Here is a 20,194-nt window from a genome sequence, read left to right as displayed (position 1 = left end):
ATACACTATAGAATGCATGTAGGTGAACTTATCACATATGGCGGAATAGAGACATTCCGCAAAAGAAAACAGGAGGGATAAAATCATGGAACTGAAATATTATATCTGCGAAAACTGCGGAAACATCATCACAAAAGTAAAAGACTCCAAAGTACCAGTAATGTGCTGCGGACAGAAAATGAAAGAACTTGTACCGGGAACAACGGATGCAGCTGTTGAGAAACATGTACCGGTTTACGAAGTAAAAGATAATAAAGTAAGCGTACAGGTTGGATCCGTAGAACATCCAATGGTAGAAGAGCACTATATCGAGTGGATCGATGTACAGACATCCCAGGGATTCCAGCATAAAGTCCTGAATCCGGGAGACAAGCCGCAGGCATGCTTCTCTCTGTGTGAAGGAGAGACTGTCGAGGCAGTATACGCATACTGCAACCTTCATGGTCTGTGGAAAGCCTGAGACAAATTGCATACGGCTGAGATAGAATGACAGAAACCGCCCTTGCTATGTACTTTTTTGTATATGGCAGGGCGGTTTTTGTGTGGAATAAAGTACAGTGGAAAATAGCAGAAATATTACGGAAACGTTTTTCAAAGAAGAGAGAAAAGTGTTCCGGATGGAATTTTGAATGGAAGAAAATGAGAAAATGTAATTTGTGTTGACAAATGTCACAACATAGGGTATGATACAAATGTAATTTGAAATTCCAAATGTAATATTCGGCTATTTGATGAATCCCGAAAAGACGGAGGAAGATCAAATGGAAGAGAAAAATTTGTATATCAAAATAGCACATTGGTATTACACGTTGGGAATGACACAAGATGAGATTGCGAAGAGATTGTCCTTTACCAGACAGAAGGTGAACAGGATCATCAATTCGCTGGTTGACCAGGGAATTGTGTCAATTACAGTAAATGGTTACAACACAAGTCATGTAAATTATGAGAGTGCCCTGGAGGAGTATTTTCATATCCGTCAGGTGATTATTGCGGAATCCTATGACATGGAGAATGATTTCCTGCCGACGCTGGCTGACCGCGCGGCCCAGTATCTGGAAGCATTCCTCCAGTCAGATATGACCATAGGAGTTTCGTGGGGGAAAACACTGGCGGCGGTGATTGCCAGACTGCCTTACAAGCGGCGCAGTGACTGCACTGTCGTTCAGATGGTTGGCGCGCAGAATATTACAGGAGACAGAATGTTGAAATCCGATGAAGTCGCCCGGTCGCTGGCCAATAAGCTGGACTGCGCATGTTATATGTTTTATGCGCCGACGGTGGTGGATTATCCTGAAACAAAGACCATGCTCATGAAGGAACGGACCATTCGGGAGTCCTTTGAATGGATGAAGAAATGTGATGTCGGTTTGTTCGGTATCGGCCAGCTGACAAAAGAGTCTACTATGTTTCAGAGAGGCTTTCTGAAGGAGAAAGATATCCGTCAGCTTCTTGAGGATGGATTTGTGGGAGATATCTGCATGAATCATGTCCGGCTGGACGGAAGCTGGGACGATAACTGTATGGAGAACCGTTTGAACAAGGCGGGAATGGACATTCTGAAAAATATCCCCAATGTGATTGCGATTGCAGGGGGCGCGGATAAGACAGATGCGATCATTGGCTGTTTGAATTCGGGGGTTGTCGATATATTGATCATTGATGATCTGTCAGCGGAACGAATTGTGAAAACACTCAAATTATCATAATCAATAAATGCATGGCTGTGGAAGACTGGCGATAACAGGAGGAGGAATTTAATGAAGTACATCATTGGCATTGATGCGGGAACGTCCAGTGTAAAAGCAGTTCTATTTGATTGCAGCGGTCAGGAACTTCTGGTGGAGGCCCTGGAAAATGAACCGGTATATATCGGAGATACCGATGTGGAACAGAACATGGACACCCTCTGGGACAAGGTTGCCCGGTGTGTGAAGAACCTTGTGGCAAAGGGACCGGCAGAGAAAGAAGATATTCTCGGTATCGGGGTGACTGCTCAGGGAGAAGGAATCTGGCTGATGGATGACAAGGGACATCCTGTCCAGGATGCTATTTTATGGTGCGATGGAAGAGCCGTTGATGAGGTGGAGGATGTGACAAAAATCCATCCGGAGCTTGGAACGATGATTTTTGAGACTACCGGAACCCCGCCGCTGACCGGCACACAGCTGATGCTGCTGAAATGGATGAAAAATAACCGGAAAGACGTGCTTGACCGGGCATCGACGATGTTTTTCTGTAAAGACTGGGTGCGTTATAAACTGACCGGAGACATTCATGGAGATTTCAGTGATTCCGGGACATCTCTGATGGATGCGGAAGCGGGAACCATAGCCGTGGATTTATTGAAGAAGTTGGATTTGGGTGAATATGTGGATATCATTGCGCCTCCGGTGGCGTCCGATACGATTGTCGGAAATGTACTGGACGAAGTGGCAGATGAGCTGGGCCTTGCCCACGGTACGCCGGTCGTGGCAGGAGCCATTGACGTCATCGCCTCCGCTGTGGGAATCGGCGCAGTGACAGACAAAGATATCTGTGTGATTCTCGGAACTACCTGTGCCAACGAGATTTTTAAGAAAAAAGAGGTCTGTGTTTTTGGAGAAGAGGGCACACGATATGAAAAACATGCTGTGGGAGATTTATTTGTGAATCTCATGCCTACCATGAACGGAACGCCGAATATTGACTGGATGTTAAAAGAAATCGCGAAAACCTCAGATTTTGGCGAGATAGATAAAATCATCAAAGAAGTTCCGGCGGGAAGTCACGGAGTCATTTATCATCCGTATGTCAGCGCCGCAGGAGAGCGGGCGCCGTTCTACCATCCATATGCCAAAGCGAATTTCTTTGGAATCTCCGCCAACACAACGAGAGCGGATCTGATTCACGCGGTCTATGAGGGAATCAGTCTTTCCATCAAGGATTGTCTGCGGAAGGCAAAACCGGACAGTAAAATCTATCTGGCCGGCGGTGGAGCCAAGAGCCCTGTGTGGGCGCAGATGATTGCCGATGTGCTGGGAATGGAAGTCGTGGTTTCCGCCGGTGATGAATTTGGAGCAAAAGGAGCGGCCATGATGCTCGGTATCGCTGTGGGCGAATATGAAGACTACGACGATGCAGCGCGGAAGGCCTGCCGGGCAGAATGTGTCTACCGTCCGAGAGAAGAGCAGAGCGCAGTCTATGAGGATATTTATCAATTGTACAAGAATATCCGTGTTTCTCTGTCTGATTTATGGACGGACCGGGCAAAGATGATGAAAAAAGTGAACCGCCAGCAGATGGCATAAAGGCAGGAGGAAGCAAACATGAAAATTTTTTTTACAGCAGAGTATAACGAAGAGCAGTTAAAAGATTTATACAAAATTGGCGAGGTAGTCAAGGATGGCTGGGCCATCGGGCTGGCAAAGATGGAAGAAGAAGAACTGATGGAGAAGTCAAAGGATGCCGATATCATTGTCACCAGTTATGATGATATCACCCGGAAAGTAATTGAGAATGCGCCGAATCTGAAACTGATCGCCTGTACAAGAGCCACCCCGGTCAATGTGGATATGCAGGCGGCAAAAGAGAGAGGCATTCCGGTCATCTATACTCCGGGCCGTAATTCCGATACCACGGCGGAGATGACCATCGGACTGATGCTTTCCATTGCCCGCAGGATTCCTATGGCTTATAAAGCACTCAAAGAAGGTAAATTTACGGCAGACCCAAATGCGGTGAAAGAGACGAAAGAGGGACTGAAGGTAGATATGGTCTGGGATATGAAGCCGGGTTCCCCTTATGTGGTCTTTAAAGGAACACAGTTAAAAGGTAAAACATTAGGCATCGTCGGTTATGGAAGCATCGGCCGCCGGGTGGGTAAGATCGCCCGGGCTATCGGCATGGAGCTTCTGATCTATGATCCGTTCCTCTGCCCGATCGACATTGAGGAAGTGGGAGTGAAAAAAGCGGAGAGACTGGAAGAGTTGATGACAAATTCTGATTTTATCACCTGTCATATGAAAGTAACGCCGCAGACCACCGGTATCATCAGCCGGGAGATGATCGCGCTTATGAAACCTACAGCATATTTCATCAACAGTTCCAGAGGAGCAATTCTTGATGAGCAGGCGCTCATTGATGCACTCCGCGAAAAACGGATTGCCGGCGCGGCCTTTGATGTCTACGCCAAGGAACCAATTGCCAGCAATCATCCATATATCACTGAGCTTGACAACGTGGTGATCACCCCGCATATTGCCGGTGCCACCGACGACGTGCTTGTCAATCATACAAAACAGATTGTTGCGGATATACAGCGGTTTATCGAAGGAAGACCGATGTTATATGAATATAAAATGTGATAAACTACAACCAGCAGAATGCGGACTGCCGCTGAAAGGAGTACATTATGTTATTACAGAAAGAAAGAGAAGACGTCGTAAAATACTGCAAAATGCTCATTGAGCACGGACTGACCAAAGGAACCGGCGGAAATATCAGTATATTTAACCGGGAAGAGGGGCTGTTTGCCATCAGCCCAAGCGGTATCGATTATTTTGAGACGGAGCCGGAAGATGTGGTGGTGATGAACCTTGATGGCGAAGTGGTTGACGGAAAGAGAAAACCGTCCAGCGAACATGAACTGCACCGCATTTTCTATGTAAAGAGGGATGATATCAATGCGGTGGTACATACCCACTCCGTATACAGTACCGTGCTGGCTGTACTGCGGGAAGAACTGCCGGCGTCCAGTTATCTGGTTGCCTTTGCGGGAGGCCCGAACGTACGCTGCGGCGATTATGTATCTTTCGGAACACCGGAGCTGGCGGAAATCACCTTTGATGCCATGAAAGACAGAAACGCCGCTCTCATGGCAAACCATGGTCTGATCACCGGAGGAAAAGATATCTTAAATGCCTTTAACATCGCGGAGCAGATTGAAGGATGCGCAGAGGTATATGTGAAGGCCAGAATGATCGGCAAACCCGTGCTTCTTGATGATGCGGAGATGGCAAAGATGGTGGATGTGTTCAACAATTCCTATGGCCAGAAAAAAGCAAAAAAAGATATGGATGAATAGTACTACTATCCCGGCGGGGACAGTCATATGATAATATATGGCTGTCCCCATTTTTTTATATAGAAAATTGTGCTGTTTTATTTTTCTGTTAAAATGACTTTATTTTATTAATATTTTGTAAATTTATAAATGTGCAGTAACAAAATCAGATAAATTGTGGTATGATAGGAAAAAGAGTGTATGATTTACACGGAAAGGAAGAATCGGAGAAAAATGTTTTGTTAATAAAAAGAAATTAGCACTCGAGTGTTGACATGGCTAATAATTTTGATATAATAAGGGAAGGAAGGAGGGATACGATGTTTTTTTGGAAGATTGACGATGAAACAATACGCTGCCTGATCCATAAACAGGAGATTGACAATATGGGCTTTGACTTACAGGCTCTGAGTACGGACAGCAAGCAGATGGAGGAATTCCTCAATGCCATTGTAAAGAGCTCGCAGAACTACATTGACTGGCACACGGAGAACGGTATACAGAATTACATCGCCAGATCCCTGCCGGCAGATCAGCTGCTGGTTACCATCAGTTGTACATTTCCAGATGTGGCCATTGACAGAGATCTGGATCAGATTAAAAAAATGACATCCGCCCTTAATCAGAAGATTACTGACGAGAGACTGGCGGAGGTGTATGCTCTTTCCGGTGAAGAGAAGGAGAAAGCCTTTGAGGAGATCTCCAGAGATCTTCAGGAAGTCTGCATGGGCAAGGTCGATGTGGATGAGCAGGAGACGACAACCGGCAGCGGAGACTACGCGGCCGTTACAGATAAACAGGAAGAAGGACAGCACAAGTCGGATTTTCCTCCGAGAAAAGTAGTGTTCGGAGATTTTTCCAGACTGGTTCAGTTCTGTTCCCTTCTGGGCGAGAAAGCGCATCTGTATTCTACCCTGTATAAGGCAGGAGAAGAATATGTCATGCTGGTGGATTTTTCTCAGTGTGAGTCCGACGCCCAGGCGGTTGCCTTCATGATCACTGCCGAGGAATATGGCGGTAAAACAGGTGAGCTGCGCTATGAGGAAGCATATCTGGAAGAACACGGAAGCAGGATGATCGATGGAAATGCCATCGAAGTTTTAAGCGAGATGAGCTAGAAATTTTCCATTTCCTGTTTTCAGATTCAAAAAAACATTATATAATAAGCAGAGGCTGCCACTGACAGAGGGCATTTGTCGGTGACGGCCTCTGTTTCATTCTGCGTGCGTAAGAAGCAGGCGGAACAGAATGGAAGATAAAAAGGTGAGGTAACAGATGGAATTATCAGAAGTAAGAAAAAATATCGACAGGGTGGACGGAGAGATCCGGAAGCTTTTTATGGAAAGAATGTCTCTGGCGGACCAGGTGGCCTGCATTAAAGCGGAGACGGAGGATGTTATTTATAAGCCGGACAGGGAAGAAGCGATCATCAAAAAACAGACAGAGGGGATGGATGCCCGGCTGGTGCGGGAATACACGGCGCTCATCAAAAGAATCATGGAAGTGAGCCGCAAGTATCAGTATGGGCGGACCATGGAACTGCGTGACTGTTTTCCTTTTGAGTATGCGAGGGAGGCGTTGGAAGTGAAACGCCTTTGCATGGTGAAGGAAGAGCTTTATATCTGCGATTGCTGCTCTAAAGACGATGTGCTCACGGTGGATTCTTACGAGGAGATCGGAGCTGCCATGGAAAACGGACAGGCGGACGCCGGTATGGGGATCATTGAGGAAGTCGGAGTGGGCGTCTCGGACGCACTGCACTCGCTTTTGCTGAATCATGCGTTTTATATCACAGACTGCCGGGTGCGCAGGGAGAAGGACAGCCGGCAGAAAGTGGTGACTTTCGCGCGGCGGCTGGAGGTTCTGCCGGAGCATAACCGGATCAAGATCATGTTCGAGTGTCCAAACCGCAGCGGCAGTTTAAGCAGTATTCTGTCCATGATCTCCGACTATGGGGTTAATCTCACGGAGATACATTCCCGGCCGTTCCAGCAGGGAGATACCTGGAACTACCGTTTCTTTGCGGAACTTTCCGCCAACATGGATACCAAAGAGATCCGGGCCCTGCTGTATCAGCTCTCCCAGGAGACAGAGGAGCTTAAGATACTGGGCAGCTACCGGTGCGAGGGAGATTTCTGAGAAAACGGCTGCGGCCGGGAGGATCTGCCAAAGACAGCTGGCAGAAGCCCGGCACATTCCGTGGAGGACAGGACATTTTTTGAGGAGGAGGTATTCATGGAACAGGCGATACATTTTACAGAAGAGAAGAACTTTGACCGGGAGGGATATGACACTTGCCTGCGGCGGCTGAACTATGATGACAGAGATGTGATCATGTACGAAAACATGCTGGCATTTCTCTGGGAATACGCCGTGCGGCCGGGATGTCTTGCGGATTATAAAGGGCTGCTTGCCGAGTACAGCCGCTGGAATATGCAGATGATCGAGAAATGCTACTATCATCTGCCTCACGATCTGCCTTATGCCAACATCCGGCGCGCCTATGAGAGCGTTATCCATCTGCTGGATGGTAAGATAGAAGAAGGGCTTTTGCAGCTGGAGACGATCGGAGAGCAAAATTTTCAGTATGACGGCCGTGCGCCGAAGCTTCTGATGACGAAGCACGGGAAACGGTTTGTACCTGTATCCAAACTGTTTCTTCTGTATAATTATTATAAGGTGCTGAAACGGATGGATGAGAGCCGGGCGGAACAGATGAAAAAGAAATATTCCTTTGCGTTTACAAGATTCGGCGATGAGGAGCATTTGGAGCATGATCGTTTTCTTGAGGAACAGCTCACCGTTTACCATGATTGCATTTTTTATCCGGTATTCGAGAGAATTTACAAAATGCCCTGGTGTCCGGCAGATTTTTACATGTATTTTGAAGAAGAAAGTCAGATTCCGCTGTCGAAGCTGGATTTTTTACCGGGAACATGATAGTATATTTTGCAGCGGCAGGACAGGAAGCATCTGCCGATGACGATATTTCGAAGGAGGAAAACCATGAAAGAATATTCATTAAATACCAAATGTGTACAGGGAGGCTATACGCCGGGCAACGGAGAGCCTCGCCAGATTCCGATCATACAGAGTACCACATATAAATATGCCACCAGCGAGGATATGGGCAAGCTCTTTGACCTGGAGGCAGAAGGCTATTTCTACACAAGACTGCAGAATCCGACCAATGATTACGTGGCAAAAAAGATCTGCGAGCTGGAGGGCGGTACAGCAGCCATGCTGACATCATCCGGACAGGCGGCATCTTTTTATGCTGTATTTAACATCGCTTCCTGCGGCGACCATGTGGTTTCTTCCGCATCCATTTACGGCGGAACCTATAACCTGTTTGCTGTGACCATGAAGCGGATGGGCATTGAATTTACCTTTGTGGATCCGGACTGCACGGAAGAAGAGCTGAACGCAGCTTTCCGTCCGAATACCAAGGCAGTTTTCGGAGAGACCATTGCCAACCCGGCGCTGACAGTGCTTGACATTGAAAAGTTTGCCAAGGCAGCCCATGCCCATGGAGTGCCATTGATCGTGGATAATACTTTTGCAACACCGATCAACTGCCGTCCATTTGAGTGGGGTGCGGACATCGTCACTCATTCCACCACCAAATATATGGATGGACACGGAGCCGGCGTGGGCGGCTGTATCGTGGACAGCGGCAAGTTTGACTGGACGAAGTATCCGGACAAGTATCCGGGACTGTGTACGCCGGATGAGAGCTACCACGGTGTGATCTACACAGAGAGATTTGGTCTGGAGGGGGCCTATATCACCAAGGCGACGGCCCAGCTCATGAGAGATTTTGGTTCCATTCAGTCTCCGCAGAATGCCTTTATCCTGAATCTCGGACTGGAAAGCCTTCATGTCAGAGTGAAACGTCACTGTGAGAACGCCATGGCGGTGGCACAGTTCTTAAAGAATCATGAGAAAGTAACGTATGTCAATTACTGCGGTCTGGAAGGAGATAAATATCACGAACTGGCGCAGAAATATCTGCCGAACGGTTCCTGCGGCGTGGTAAGTTTCGGCGTGAAAGGCGGAAGAAAAGCGGCCGAGAATTTCATGAAGCACCTGAAACTGGGAGCCATCGAGACTCATGTGGCAGATGCGAGAACCTGCTGTCTCCATCCGGCCAGCGCCACCCATCGTCAGATGAATGACGAGGAGCTGGAAGCCTGCGGTGTAAAACCGGATCTGATCCGTTATTCCTGCGGTATTGAGGATGCGGATGATCTGATCGCGGATCTGGCACAGGCACTGGATCAGATTTAAGAAATCACAGATTCCTTTCGGCAAAATTTGAAAAAAACTTATTACGGACATATTTCCTATATATAATACTTTTGTAACATATTTCCCAGGAAATGTGTTTAAAAAATGAAAATGTGTCAAAAGATAAGACAAATTTTGTCGAGAGGAGAAATACTGTGAAGAAAAAATTAATCATAGCACTGGCGGTGCTGTTTCTGGGAATGGCGTGGAAGGCCATGCCGGCGGAAGCGGCAAAAATTCCGGTCATCAAGAACGGCAGCGCCGTCAGTCTGAAAGGAACCATTATCAATGTCCGTTATAGCGGCGAGGAGGTGTCCGTGGCTTCCAGCGCACAGAAGGCGCCGTCAGTCAAAATCGGATCTACCATCTATGTACCGTGCAGGACGTTGTTCTCAGAGAATGGTATCCGCGCTTCTTATAGTGCCAACGGCAGTAAGGTGACCCTTCGCTACGGAGCGAGAAAGGTCATTTTTTATGCCAACAAAAAGTACGCCAAGGTAAACGGAACCAAGATGAAGCTGAAAGTGTCCCCGTATTTTGTGACATTCAGGAGCAGCGGCGTCAACGATCTGCTTGTGCCGGTGAATCAGGCGGCTTCTTTCTTCGGCCTGAAATATTCCTACAGCGATTCGGCAAGAACGGTGACGCTGCAGGTCCGTCCGGGCATTTCTCAGACGGCCACCAAAGCGAAAAATGTTTCTAAATCTTCTTTTATCAACGAGATCGGACCGGTTGCCAGGGAGAATTACAAAAGAACGGGGATTCTCGCTTCGGTTACCATGGCTCAGGCAATTCTGGAAAGCGGCTGGGGACAGTCCACTCTGGCGAAGAACGGAAACAATCTGTTTGGCATGAAAATGAATCTGTCCGGCAATACCTGGAGCGGTTCCGCCTGGGATGGTGTGAATTTTTATAAAAAGCGCACCTACGAGTACGGTTCCGGCGGACGGTACAGTATCACAGCGAAGTTCCGGAAATATTCCTGCATTGAAGATTCCATTGAAGATCATTCCGCGTATCTTCTGAATGCCAAAAATGGCAGCCGGAAACGTTATGCGGGTCTTACAAAAACAAGCAGCTACAAAAAACAGCTGCAGATTATCAAAAAGGGCGGGTACGCCACTTCCGGATCTTATGTCAGCCAGCTGTCCGGAGTGATTCGTACATATAATCTGACGAAATGGGATAAATAATGCCTGTTTCCTCGTAAGAAATGAAAAAACCGTCTGTTTGACGGAGACTTCAAACTATATTATACTGAAGGGGCTGCGGCAAGATATACTGTCGGTACCAGATATGGCGTGTCTGTTTTATAAGATACGGGATATCCGGTATGACGGGATGTTTTGCGGCGGCCCCTTTCTTTTGTTTCCGGATGAAATATATTCTGTCTCAAAAGCAGACCCGCAGATGATGAGAATTCCGGTGGGTCCGGAGCCGGGCGGGTGCGCTGCAGACACAAAAAGGAGGAAATATGGAATCAATTTTGGAAAGCCTGATGATTCTCATTGCAAAATCACACAGCTACATTTTGTCGCTCAATGATGCCTATGAGAAAAACTTTACTGATAAACAGCTGCATTTTCTGGTTATCGGTATTATCGGTATGATTCTGGTGCTGGCTATCTATCCGCTTTTTAAGATATTAAGCCGGAATCATGTGCTGGTCATCGTGTTTATTTACGTATTTACCCTGATCTTGGTGCTGACTTTTGCCATCGAGATCGGACAGTGGTATTCGGGCAGCGGAACGATGGATCTGGATGACGTCATTTTCGGTCTCGTGGGATTCCTTCTCATGTTTGTGGTCTTCGCAGTGATCCGGGAAATCGTCCTGGCAATCTGGAGAGTGGTGAAACGGATGACAAAAAGATAAGATTTTTGGTCATATTTTCACATTATTTTCATAGAACATGACTATTATATCTGTAAGAGTTCAGCCATGCGCCGGCAGACTGTGTCTGCTGTGGTTCTGAGATGGCTGAGCTGTTGCTGAATATTAAAAATATAACATGCTGTGGGATGGAGGATATATATGGAAAAATTAAAGATTCTTGTGGTGGATGACGAGAGCAGGATGCGCAAGCTGGTCGGCGATTTCTTAAAAAAGAAAGGGTATGAAGTGATCGAGGCCGCCGACGGAGAGGAAGCGCTGGATATATTTTTTGAGGACAAGAGCATCAGCCTGGTCATCTGTGACGTGATGATGCCGAAGATCGACGGCTTTGAGGTGGTCAAAGAGATCCGCCAGTATTCCCAGGTGCCGATCATCATGCTGACGGCCAAAGGCGAGGAGAGCGACGAGCTCAACGGTTTTGACCTGGGTGTGGACGAGTACATCGCAAAACCGTTCAGCCCGAAGATTCTGGTGGCCCGGGTGGAGGCAATCCTCAGAAGAAGCAATTCTCTGGCGGCCGGCGAGGTGCTGGAAGCCGGCGGCATTGAGCTTGATATCGCCGCCCATGAAGTGAAGATCGATGGAAAACCGATTTCCCTGAGTTTTAAGGAATTTGAGCTCCTCACCTATTTTGTCATGAATCAGGGTGTGGCTCTCTCCAGAGAGAAGATTTTAAATAACGTCTGGAACTACGATTATTTTGGCGACGCCAGAACCATCGACACCCATGTGAAGAAGCTTCGGAGCAAGCTGGGAGACAAGGGAGAGTACATTAAGACCATCTGGGGCATGGGTTACAAATTTGAAGTGGATTAAGGTGATTTTATGAAATACTACTCAATACGATTCAAGCTGACATCCATTCTGATTTTGATTGTCGGCTTTGTCATCGTTTTCACCTGGTTTTTAAATCATGCCTTTGCGGACAAGTATTATATTTCTTCAGAGAAAGACAATATCGTAAAGACCTTTCAGGATGTAAAAAAGGTGCTGCATGATACTTCTGCCCAGGAAACGATCAACGAGGAGATGGAGCAGATTTCCAACAGCACCAATATCAAGATGATGATCGCCCAATCCAGCGATTTTTATTTTACTCAGGTAGTCATCTTCAGTAATATGGCGGACGGAAGCAAGACCTATGAGGAGATTCTGGGATACCTGGACCAGATCCGGAGTCAGGTTATCCTGGGAAGAGAGGAAGGAATCTTTGACGAGTATTCAAAGAGGAGACATCTCCTTCCGTGGCAGAATGAGGAAGAGGATAATTTTGTCACCCTCATACAGAAAGGATATTTTGTGACGCAGCTCACAGATCCCAGCGGACAAAAAGGAATTTATCTTTTCGGATTCACCGATGATAATTATCTGATTGCCATGAGGGTTTCCCTGGAGGGCATTCAGGCCAGTGCGGACATCAGCAGCCGTTTCCTGGCTTACACCGGTTTTTCCGGTATCCTGATTGGAAGTATTATCATTTTCATCGTATCCACGCAGTTTACCAGGCCGATCAAAGATATGGCGGTGGTGGCCAATAAGATGACACATCTGGATTTTGATGCCAAGGTACATGTGGATACCGGTGATGAACTGCAGATTCTCGGAGATTCCATGAACCAGATGTCGGAGAAGCTGGAATCGACCATTGCAGATCTGAAGGCCGCCAATCTGGAGCTGCAGAAAGATATTGAGAAAAAAGAGCAGATTGATGAGATGAGAAAGGAGTTTCTCTCCCATGTGAGCCATGAGCTTAAGACGCCGATCGCTCTGATCCAGGGATATGCGGAAGGTCTGAAGGAGAATATCACTGATGATGAGGAGAGCAAGGATTTCTACTGTGAGGTCATTGCCGATGAAGCGCAGAAGATGAATACCATGGTCAAAAAACTCCTGACGCTCAATCAGATTGAGTTTGGCAATCAGCAGTTGAATATGCAGCGGTTTGATATCTGTCAGATGATTCAGAATAAGCTGGCTTCCACGCAGATTCTTTTTATGAAGAAGAACAACAGAGTGGTGTTCGAGGAGAAGGGGCCGGTATACGTCTGGGCGGATGAATTTATGATCGAGGAAGTTTTCAGTAATTATCTGTCCAATGCGCTCAATCATGTATTTCAGGATGGTGTCATTCGTATCTGGTTTGAGAGAAAAGATAAGGATCTTCGTATCCATGTCTACAACGATGGCAATCAGATTCCGGAAAAAGATCTGGAAAAGCTCTGGATCAAGTTTTATAAGGTGGATAAAGCAAGGACGAGAGAGTACGGCGGAAGCGGTATCGGCCTGTCCATCGTGGCGGCGACCATGAACGCCCACGGAAAACAGTTCGGTGTGACCAATGAGGAAAACGGTGTGGATTTCTACTTTGATCTGGACTGTGGAAATTAAAAAAATGCCCTTCGTGGATTCGAGATTCCGCGAAGGGCATTTACCGTTGTATCACTGTATTTTTATTATTCGTAAAGAGGAAAGCTTCCGCTCTCATCGTCGTTAAATACGTAGTAAACTGCGTTTTCTTCAGGTTTCACATAGAGATCGAGTTTTAATAAGTCTTTTACTTTTCTGTTCTGATTGCCTTCATCGACCCAGATCTTTTTTGCTGCAGCGATGATTTCTTTACTTTCAACAGTGTTACCACCAAACTGTACATTGAGTGTTGATTTCATCTTGAAATTCCCCTTTCATACTACAATAATTAAAAAATTATATTATTGTTATCACTATAATATTACAATCTTGTGAAAAAATCAATAAATAATTTAGGATTCGTTTTTTTGTAAGCTTCCGATACATTAATATTGCATAATTTATGAAAATCCACTAGAATAAATAAGTGAAATTCAGGGCGCAGCATGAATTTTTGATAGTGGAAACAGGGAGAAATCCTGCAAAATCAACAAGTGTAAATGAGCTTGAAACAACAGAAAGGATACATATATGGTAGCAGTGATTGATTATGACGCAGGGAATATAAAAAGTGTGGAAAAAGCGCTTTTGTATCTGGGTCAGGATGTGAAAGTAACCAGAGATAAAAATGTGATCCTGTCGGCGGACAGAGTTATTCTGCCGGGCGTCGGCGCTTTCGGGGATGCCATGGGAAAGCTCCGGAGCTACGGACTGGAAGAGGTTATTAAAGAGGTGGTGAGCCAGGGCACGCCGTTTCTTGGCATCTGCCTGGGACTGCAGCTTTTGTTTGAGGACAGCGACGAGACGCCTGGCGTGAAGGGACTCGGACTTCTTCCGGGCAGCATCCGCCGGATTCCGGACAAGGAAGGGCTCAAGATTCCGCATATGGGATGGAATTCTCTGGATATCCGGGAGGGCGCCTCTTTATTTCAGGGGATAGAGGGACATCCTTATGTGTATTTTGTCCATTCCTACTATCTGTCCGCGAAACGTGAGGAAGATGTGGCGGCCACCACATTTTATTCCACCAAGATCCATGCTTCCGTGGAACACGATAATATTTTTGCCTGCCAGTTTCATCCGGAAAAGAGCAGCGAGGTCGGACTGAAGATACTGGATAATTTTATTCATTTAGAGAACAGATAGGAGGATATGATGTTTACAAAGAGAATTATTCCCTGTCTTGATGTACATGAGGGACGGGTGGTCAAAGGTGTGAATTTTGTCAATCTCCGGGACGCCGGTGACCCGGTGGAGATTGCGGCGGCTTATGATAAGGCCGGAGCAGATGAGGTGGTTTTCCTTGATATCACGGCTTCTTCTGACGCGAGACATACTGTGGTGGACATGGTGCGCCGGGTGGCGGAGAAGGTATTCATTCCGTTTACGGTGGGCGGCGGCATTCGCACGGTGGAAGACTTCCGCGCCATCCTCCGGGAGGGCGCGGACAAGGTATCGGTGAACTCTTCCGCCATCATGCGGCCGGAGCTGATCAGCGAGGCGGCGGACAAGTTCGGCAGTCAGTGCGTGGTGGTCGCCATCGACGCCAAACGGCGGGAAGACGGCAGCGGCTGGAACATTTTCAAGAACGGTGGAAGAGTTGATATGAAGATGGACGCCGTGGAATGGGCCATGCGGGCGGAGAAACTGGGCGCCGGTGAGATTCTGCTCACCAGCATGGACTGTGACGGCACCAAAGCTGGTTACGACCTGGAGCTGACCCGCATCATCTCCGAAAATGTCAATATCCCGGTCATCGCCTCCGGCGGCGCGGGAACCAAAGAACATTTCTATGAGGCCTTTACGGAAGGAAAGGCTGACGCGGCTCTGGCGGCGTCTCTGTTTCATTTCAAAGAGCTGGAGATCATGGATTTGAAACGTTATCTCTCAGACAAGGGAATTCCAATGCGGCTGTAAATGTTTTCGCGGCTTGCCGGTGGAGTGGCGTACGACCAGCTGCGGTTCATATTCCAGACGCATGAGCGGCGTATTTTTCTGCGGGCCATCTTTCATCCGTTTCTTCTGATTGGAGAGCATTTCCACCGCCTGGGCGCCTTTTTCGTCAATACAGTGGTCGATAGTGGTCAGGGAGATGCCGGAGAAGGAGGAGACCAGCGTGTTGTCAAACCCGCAGACGGAGTAATCGCCGGGTACCGAATATCCCAGCTTTTTCAGGGCGTCGATGATTCCGATGGCGACGAAGTCGTTGGTGCCTACAAAGGCGGTGATGCTGCCGGGAACGCAGCGGGCGCCGGAATGATCTTTGGTCCCGGAAAATGTGGCCGGGGTCCCGGCGGAAGCTGTGCCTGCTTCTTCCCGGCTGGTCTTGCGAAAATAATCCAGAATCAGATGATATCCGGTTTCATAATGTTTATTGCCCACGGCAGAGCTTGGCTCTTTCTCGGTTCTGGCTTCCAGAACATGTACGAGAGAAGGGGACAAGCTCTGCCGTTGATATTCTTCTTTGATTCCCTGCAGTCTCCGCAGCCTTGGCACTTCCGCCGGGGTAAGCGGGGTGGTCACGTAGGCAATCTCCCGGTGCCCGAGTTCCAGCAGATGTCTGGCCAGCAGATGTCCGGACTTTTTGCTGTCCAGCTCCAGCAGCTCAAGCTTTAATTCCGGATTGTAGTCATTGATCATCACAATGGGAATCTTCCGGTAAAGCCGGTTCAAAAACGCCACGGCTTTTGGGGCGAACGTGTAGATGATTCCGTAATATTCATTATCCTCCGCCATGTGGAGGTAATAAGATTCCTTGTCTTCCAGCCGGTTGGTGTAGGCGACCAAAACGTACAGGCCCATGGCCTGGGCCGCCTGGGTGATAGCCTGAATCAGAGTGGTGTAGTACTGTGTGGAGAGAGAAGGGCACATCACCATGATGGTAGAGCGCATATCTGTTTTCTCCCGCCGCTTTCTCGGTTTGTACACATATCCCATTTTTGCGGCGGTTTCCTGAACAAGGGCAATGGTTTCTCTGGAGAAATGCATATCGGTGCGGCCGCTTAAGATCATGGACACAGCGGACTGGGACACAAAGCAGGCTTTGGCAATGTCTCTGGTGGTCGGTTTCTTTTTATCTGACATGAGTAAAAGTTCTCCTTTACTGATATTTTTCGACTGATTATGAATAGTATAGCAGATGACGGCGGGAACCGCCACTTTTATGGATACAGCGGGGAAAAGGTTTCCGGGTGCAAAAGGTTATTTGGAGGGATCTGGTAATCAAATCTGAAAAATTAATCAGAGGAACAAAAATGCATCGGTTTCCTTTGATTAGTAATCAAAAGACGGCAAAAAGGCCGTCTTTTTTTTCGGGAAAAATTAATCAGATTTTTGATTAATTTTATTACAGATTTGATTAATAATCAAGCCCTTCAGGGCATATTGACGGGCGGATTTTTTCGGGTACAATAGTGAAAAAAGAAAGAACTGGAAATTGCAGAAGCAAAAAGGAGGAGTCATGATGACAGCGAGCAGTAATCTTTCACAATATCTTGGGCAGGAAATGCACTGTGCCTGTGGACGTACGCACAGCACGGATCTGAAAAAAATAGACATTGAGGCGGGAGCGTTACAGCGTCTTCCGCAGACCATTGAGGAGCTTGGCTATCAGAACGTTTTTGTAGTCTGTGATGTCAATACCTGGGAAGCTGCCGGCAGGGCGGCAGAGCAGGAGCTTACGGACGCCGGTATCTCTCATTATGTTCTGGTCTTTCCGGAGAAAGAGCTGGTACCTGATGAGCAGGCGGTGGGCAAGATGATGGAGGCGTATGAGAAAGGAACGGACCTGCTTCTGGCGGTGGGTTCCGGCACCCTCAATGACTTGTGTAAGTTTGTAAGCTCTCAGCTGGGGCTTCCGTATATGATTCTGGCCACCGCGCCGTCCATGGATGGGTTTGTGTCTGTGGGAGCGGCTCTGATACATAATCATGTGAAGACCACCTATCAGGCCCATGTGCCGGAGGCTGTCATGGGAGATCCGGAGATTCTGGCGGCGGCGCCCATGGAGATGATCGTTGCGGGGCTGGGTGATATTTTAGGAAAATATACCTGTCTGGTGGACTGGAAGATGGCTCATCTCATCGAGGGCGAATATTACTGTGAGACCATTGACAATATGGTCAAAGAATCCATAGGAATCGTGGTGGAAGAAAGCGACGGCATCCGCAGAAGAGACAAAGAAGCAGTGAAACATTTGATGGAAGCCCTGGTGTTATCCGGCGTAGCCATGAGCTTTACCGGTAATTCCCGTCCGGCTTCCGGCAGCGAGCACCATCTGTCGCACTACTGGGAAATGCAGTTTCAGATGGAAGATAAGAAGCCGGTGCTTCACGGCATCAAAGTAGGTGTCGGTATGCTGGCCGTCATAAAAATGTACGAGATGTTAAAAGAAGAACAGCCGGATTTTGCCGCGGCAGCAAAGCGGCAGCCGGATTATGCGGCATGGAAGAAGAAGGTCTGCGACTGTTATAAGGACGCGGCTCCCGGCATCCTGGAGCTGGAGGAGGAGTGCCACAAAAACAGCGTCGAAAACCGGAACAGACGTCTGGCCGTCATGGAGGAGAAATGGCCGGAGATTCAGAAGCTCATAGAGAAAGAGATTCCGTCCGGCAGCAAGATGAAGGAGATGATGGCTTCCCTCGGCGAACCGGTGAACCCGGCGCAGATCGGTATCTCTCCGGAACTGGTGCGGGATGCGGTGATCCTGGCCAAAGAAGTGCGCAACCGGTTTACGATTTTGCAAGTGCTCTGGGATCTGGGGCTGCTGGAAGAATATGCGCAGAAGGTAACGGAATATTTTGCTGAGAAGTAGACAAAAGAAAACATGGACGGCATGAAGTCTGAAATGGTAAAATAAAACGAAGTGTAACGAAAGGAGAAGGAAAATGAGTAAATATGCGATTGGAGTGGATTATGGAACCCTGTCTGTGCGGGCGCTGATGGTGGACATTCACACAGGAGAAGAGGTGGCGACCAGCATCTATGAATATCCCCACGGAGTGATGGAGGAACATATTCCTTCAGGGAAAAAGCTGGCACCGGGCTGGGCGCTCCAGGACCCGCAGGATTATCTGGAAGGTCTGATCATCACTATAAGAAATGTCATGGCTCAGAAAAAGGCCTTTCCGGAAGAGGTGATCGGTATCGGCGTGGATTTTACTTCCTCAACGGTTCTGCCGGTGAAGGCGGACAAGACACCGTTATGTCATCTGGAGGAGTTTAAGGATGAACCCCATGCTTACGTGAAGCTCTGGAAACACCACGGCGCGGAAGAAGAGGCGCAGATCATTGACCGGATCGCAAAAGAAAGAGGAGAGAAATGGCTTCCTCTCTACGGCGGAAAAGTATCCAGCGAGTGGATGATCCCGAAGGTACTGGAGACCCTCCGTCATGCGCCGAAGGTGTATGAGGAGGCGGACCGGATGATGGAGGCCCTGGACTGGATCATCTGGGAGATGACCGACGAGGAGACAAGAAGTGCCTGCGGCGCAGGATACAAGGCGTTTTACCGTCACGACACGGGATATCCGTCCAATGACTTTTTTAAAGCGCTGGATCCAAGAATGGAACATTTCATCGAGGAGAAGATGGATGCGCCGATCAAATCCATCGGAGAGACAGCGGGATACCTCTGTGATTCCATGGCAAAACAGCTGGGTCTGTTGGCGGGTACGCCGGTGGGAACCGGAATCATTGACGCCCATTCTTCCCTGCCGGGCTGCGGGATCGGACAGCCGGGAGAGATGATGATCATTGTGGGAACTTCTTCCTGTCATATGATGCTCTCCGAGACGGAAGCAGGTATCGCCGGTGTTGGCGGTCTGGTGAAAGACGGCATCATGCCGGGCTACTTCGGATATGAAGCCGGACAGTGCTGTGTGGGAGACCACTTTGCATGGTTTGTGGATAACTGCGTGCCGGAAAGTTATGCGCAGGAGGCCAGGGAGAGGGGCATCTCCGTACATCAGCTTCTGACCGATAAGCTCAAAGATTATAAAGCGGGGCAGAGTGGTCTGCTGGCTCTGGACTGGTTCAACGGCGTTCGTTCCCCGCTCATGGACTTTAACTTAAACGGACTGATCATGGGCATGAATCTTCTGACCAAACCGGAGGAAATCTACCTGGCATTGATCGAGGCCACCGCTTACGGAACCCGTATGATCATTGAATCTTTTGAGGACGCCGGCGTTCCGGTCAATTCCATCGTGTTGAGCGGCGGTATTCCGGTGAAGAATCATATGCTGGTGCAGGTGTATGCGGATATCTGCAGGAAGAATATCCGGATTTCCGCCACCACCCAGGCCAGTGCCCTTGGCGCGGCGATCCTGGGAGCGGCGGCTGCTTCCGAGCAGGTGACCGGTTACAGAAACGCCAGCGAGATCGCGCAGAAGATCGGTCAGGTGGAAGAAAAAGTTTACACGCCGAATCCGGATAATACAGAAGTTTATGATAAACTGTATGAGGAGTATAAGACTCTGCATAAATATTTCGGAACCGGAGAGAATGATGTGATGAAACGTCTCAATAAGATCCGCGAAGAAAGAAAATAGGGATAA

General features: G+C 48.1%; 19 protein-coding genes. 17 read left to right on the top strand and 2 right to left on the bottom strand.

Going from position 1 to position 20,194, the window contains the following annotated elements; translation table 11 throughout:
- Positions 1–85: 85 nt before the first annotated feature.
- The 13 genes from B5E53_RS05350 (at position 86) to B5E53_RS05290 (ending at position 13,619) form a co-directional block, all read left to right on the top strand.
- Positions 86–460, top strand: a complete 375-nt coding sequence (locus B5E53_RS05350; RefSeq protein WP_087313008.1) for a desulfoferrodoxin family protein — start codon at positions 86–88, stop codon at positions 458–460.
- A 301-nt stretch (positions 461–761) separates the two neighbouring features.
- Entirely contained in the window at positions 762–1,709 is a 948-nt protein-coding gene (locus B5E53_RS05345; RefSeq protein ID WP_087313007.1) for a sugar-binding transcriptional regulator, read from the top strand.
- A gap of 51 nt (positions 1,710–1,760) precedes the next feature.
- Positions 1,761–3,290: an FGGY-family carbohydrate kinase gene (locus B5E53_RS05340; protein ID WP_087313006.1), complete on the top strand. Its 1,530-nt coding sequence runs from the start codon at positions 1,761–1,763 to the stop codon at positions 3,288–3,290.
- A gap of 18 nt (positions 3,291–3,308) precedes the next feature.
- Positions 3,309–4,346: a 2-hydroxyacid dehydrogenase gene (locus B5E53_RS05335; protein WP_087313005.1), complete on the top strand. Its 1,038-nt coding sequence runs from the start codon at positions 3,309–3,311 to the stop codon at positions 4,344–4,346.
- 47 nt (positions 4,347–4,393) lie between these two features.
- Positions 4,394–5,065 carry an L-fuculose-phosphate aldolase gene (locus tag B5E53_RS05330; protein WP_087313004.1) on the top strand — a complete coding sequence of 224 codons (672 nt, stop codon included), beginning with the start codon at positions 4,394–4,396 and terminating at the stop codon, positions 5,063–5,065.
- A 299-nt stretch (positions 5,066–5,364) separates the two neighbouring features.
- A complete protein-coding gene (locus tag B5E53_RS05325; protein ID WP_162611797.1) occupies positions 5,365–6,162 on the top strand; it encodes an adaptor protein MecA in 798 nt (265 codons plus the stop codon).
- Between the two features lie 157 nt (positions 6,163–6,319).
- Entirely contained in the window at positions 6,320–7,183 is an 864-nt protein-coding gene (locus B5E53_RS05320) for a chorismate mutase (protein WP_087313002.1), read from the top strand.
- Between the two features lie 96 nt (positions 7,184–7,279).
- Positions 7,280–7,984 (top strand): hypothetical protein, encoded by a 705-nt coding sequence (locus B5E53_RS05315; RefSeq protein WP_087313001.1) that lies wholly within the window; start codon positions 7,280–7,282, stop codon positions 7,982–7,984.
- A 66-nt stretch (positions 7,985–8,050) separates the two neighbouring features.
- Positions 8,051–9,334 (top strand): O-acetylhomoserine aminocarboxypropyltransferase/cysteine synthase family protein, encoded by a 1,284-nt coding sequence (locus B5E53_RS05310; RefSeq protein WP_087313000.1) that lies wholly within the window; start codon positions 8,051–8,053, stop codon positions 9,332–9,334.
- 155 nt (positions 9,335–9,489) lie between these two features.
- Positions 9,490–10,527 (top strand): glucosaminidase domain-containing protein, encoded by a 1,038-nt coding sequence (locus tag B5E53_RS19675; protein ID WP_242963523.1) that lies wholly within the window; start codon positions 9,490–9,492, stop codon positions 10,525–10,527.
- A 281-nt stretch (positions 10,528–10,808) separates the two neighbouring features.
- Entirely contained in the window at positions 10,809–11,210 is a 402-nt protein-coding gene (locus tag B5E53_RS05300; protein WP_087312999.1) for a hypothetical protein, read from the top strand.
- Between the two features lie 159 nt (positions 11,211–11,369).
- On the top strand, positions 11,370–12,047 hold the full coding sequence (locus tag B5E53_RS05295) for a response regulator transcription factor (RefSeq protein ID WP_087312998.1): 678 nt from the start codon (positions 11,370–11,372) through the stop codon (positions 12,045–12,047).
- A 9-nt stretch (positions 12,048–12,056) separates the two neighbouring features.
- Positions 12,057–13,619, top strand: coding sequence for a HAMP domain-containing sensor histidine kinase (locus tag B5E53_RS05290; RefSeq protein ID WP_087312997.1), 1,563 nt, complete (start codon positions 12,057–12,059; stop codon positions 13,617–13,619).
- A 65-nt stretch (positions 13,620–13,684) separates the two neighbouring features.
- Here B5E53_RS05290 and B5E53_RS05285 read toward each other — a convergent pair whose 3' ends face one another.
- The gene (locus B5E53_RS05285; protein WP_087312996.1) at positions 13,685–13,897 is read right to left on the bottom strand and encodes a DUF6465 family protein; all 213 of its coding nucleotides are present in this window, start codon (positions 13,895–13,897) and stop codon (positions 13,685–13,687) included.
- Positions 13,898–14,168: 271 nt separating this feature from the next.
- Here B5E53_RS05285 and hisH point away from each other — a divergent pair, with 271 nt between their 5' ends.
- Both hisH and hisF read left to right on the top strand, forming a co-directional pair.
- Positions 14,169–14,783, top strand: a complete 615-nt coding sequence (gene hisH, locus B5E53_RS05280; protein WP_087312995.1) for an imidazole glycerol phosphate synthase subunit HisH — start codon at positions 14,169–14,171, stop codon at positions 14,781–14,783.
- Between the two features lie 9 nt (positions 14,784–14,792).
- The gene (gene hisF, locus B5E53_RS05275) at positions 14,793–15,554 is read left to right on the top strand and encodes an imidazole glycerol phosphate synthase subunit HisF (RefSeq protein ID WP_087312994.1); all 762 of its coding nucleotides are present in this window, start codon (positions 14,793–14,795) and stop codon (positions 15,552–15,554) included.
- Here the strand turns inward: hisF and B5E53_RS05270 are convergent.
- A complete protein-coding gene (locus tag B5E53_RS05270) occupies positions 15,525–16,721 on the bottom strand; it encodes a LacI family DNA-binding transcriptional regulator (protein ID WP_087312993.1) in 1,197 nt (398 codons plus the stop codon). The two genes, hisF and B5E53_RS05270, sit on opposite strands and share 30 nt — an antisense overlap.
- A gap of 376 nt (positions 16,722–17,097) precedes the next feature.
- Here B5E53_RS05270 and B5E53_RS05265 point away from each other — a divergent pair, with 376 nt between their 5' ends.
- A complete protein-coding gene (locus B5E53_RS05265; protein ID WP_242963521.1) occupies positions 17,098–18,450 on the top strand; it encodes a sn-glycerol-1-phosphate dehydrogenase in 1,353 nt (450 codons plus the stop codon).
- Positions 18,451–18,523: 73 nt separating this feature from the next.
- Positions 18,524–20,188 (top strand): ribulokinase, encoded by a 1,665-nt coding sequence (locus B5E53_RS05260; RefSeq protein WP_087312991.1) that lies wholly within the window; start codon positions 18,524–18,526, stop codon positions 20,186–20,188.
- The last annotated feature ends 6 nt before the right edge of the window (positions 20,189–20,194 follow it).

The sequence above is a fragment of the Eubacterium sp. An11 genome (genome assembly GCF_002161065.1).
In the GTDB taxonomy this organism is placed as follows: domain Bacteria; phylum Bacillota; class Clostridia; order Lachnospirales; family Lachnospiraceae; genus Anaerobutyricum; species Anaerobutyricum faecale.
The sequence above is the reverse complement of the archived record's forward strand: the minus strand, read 5'-3'. Positions and strand labels throughout refer to the sequence as shown.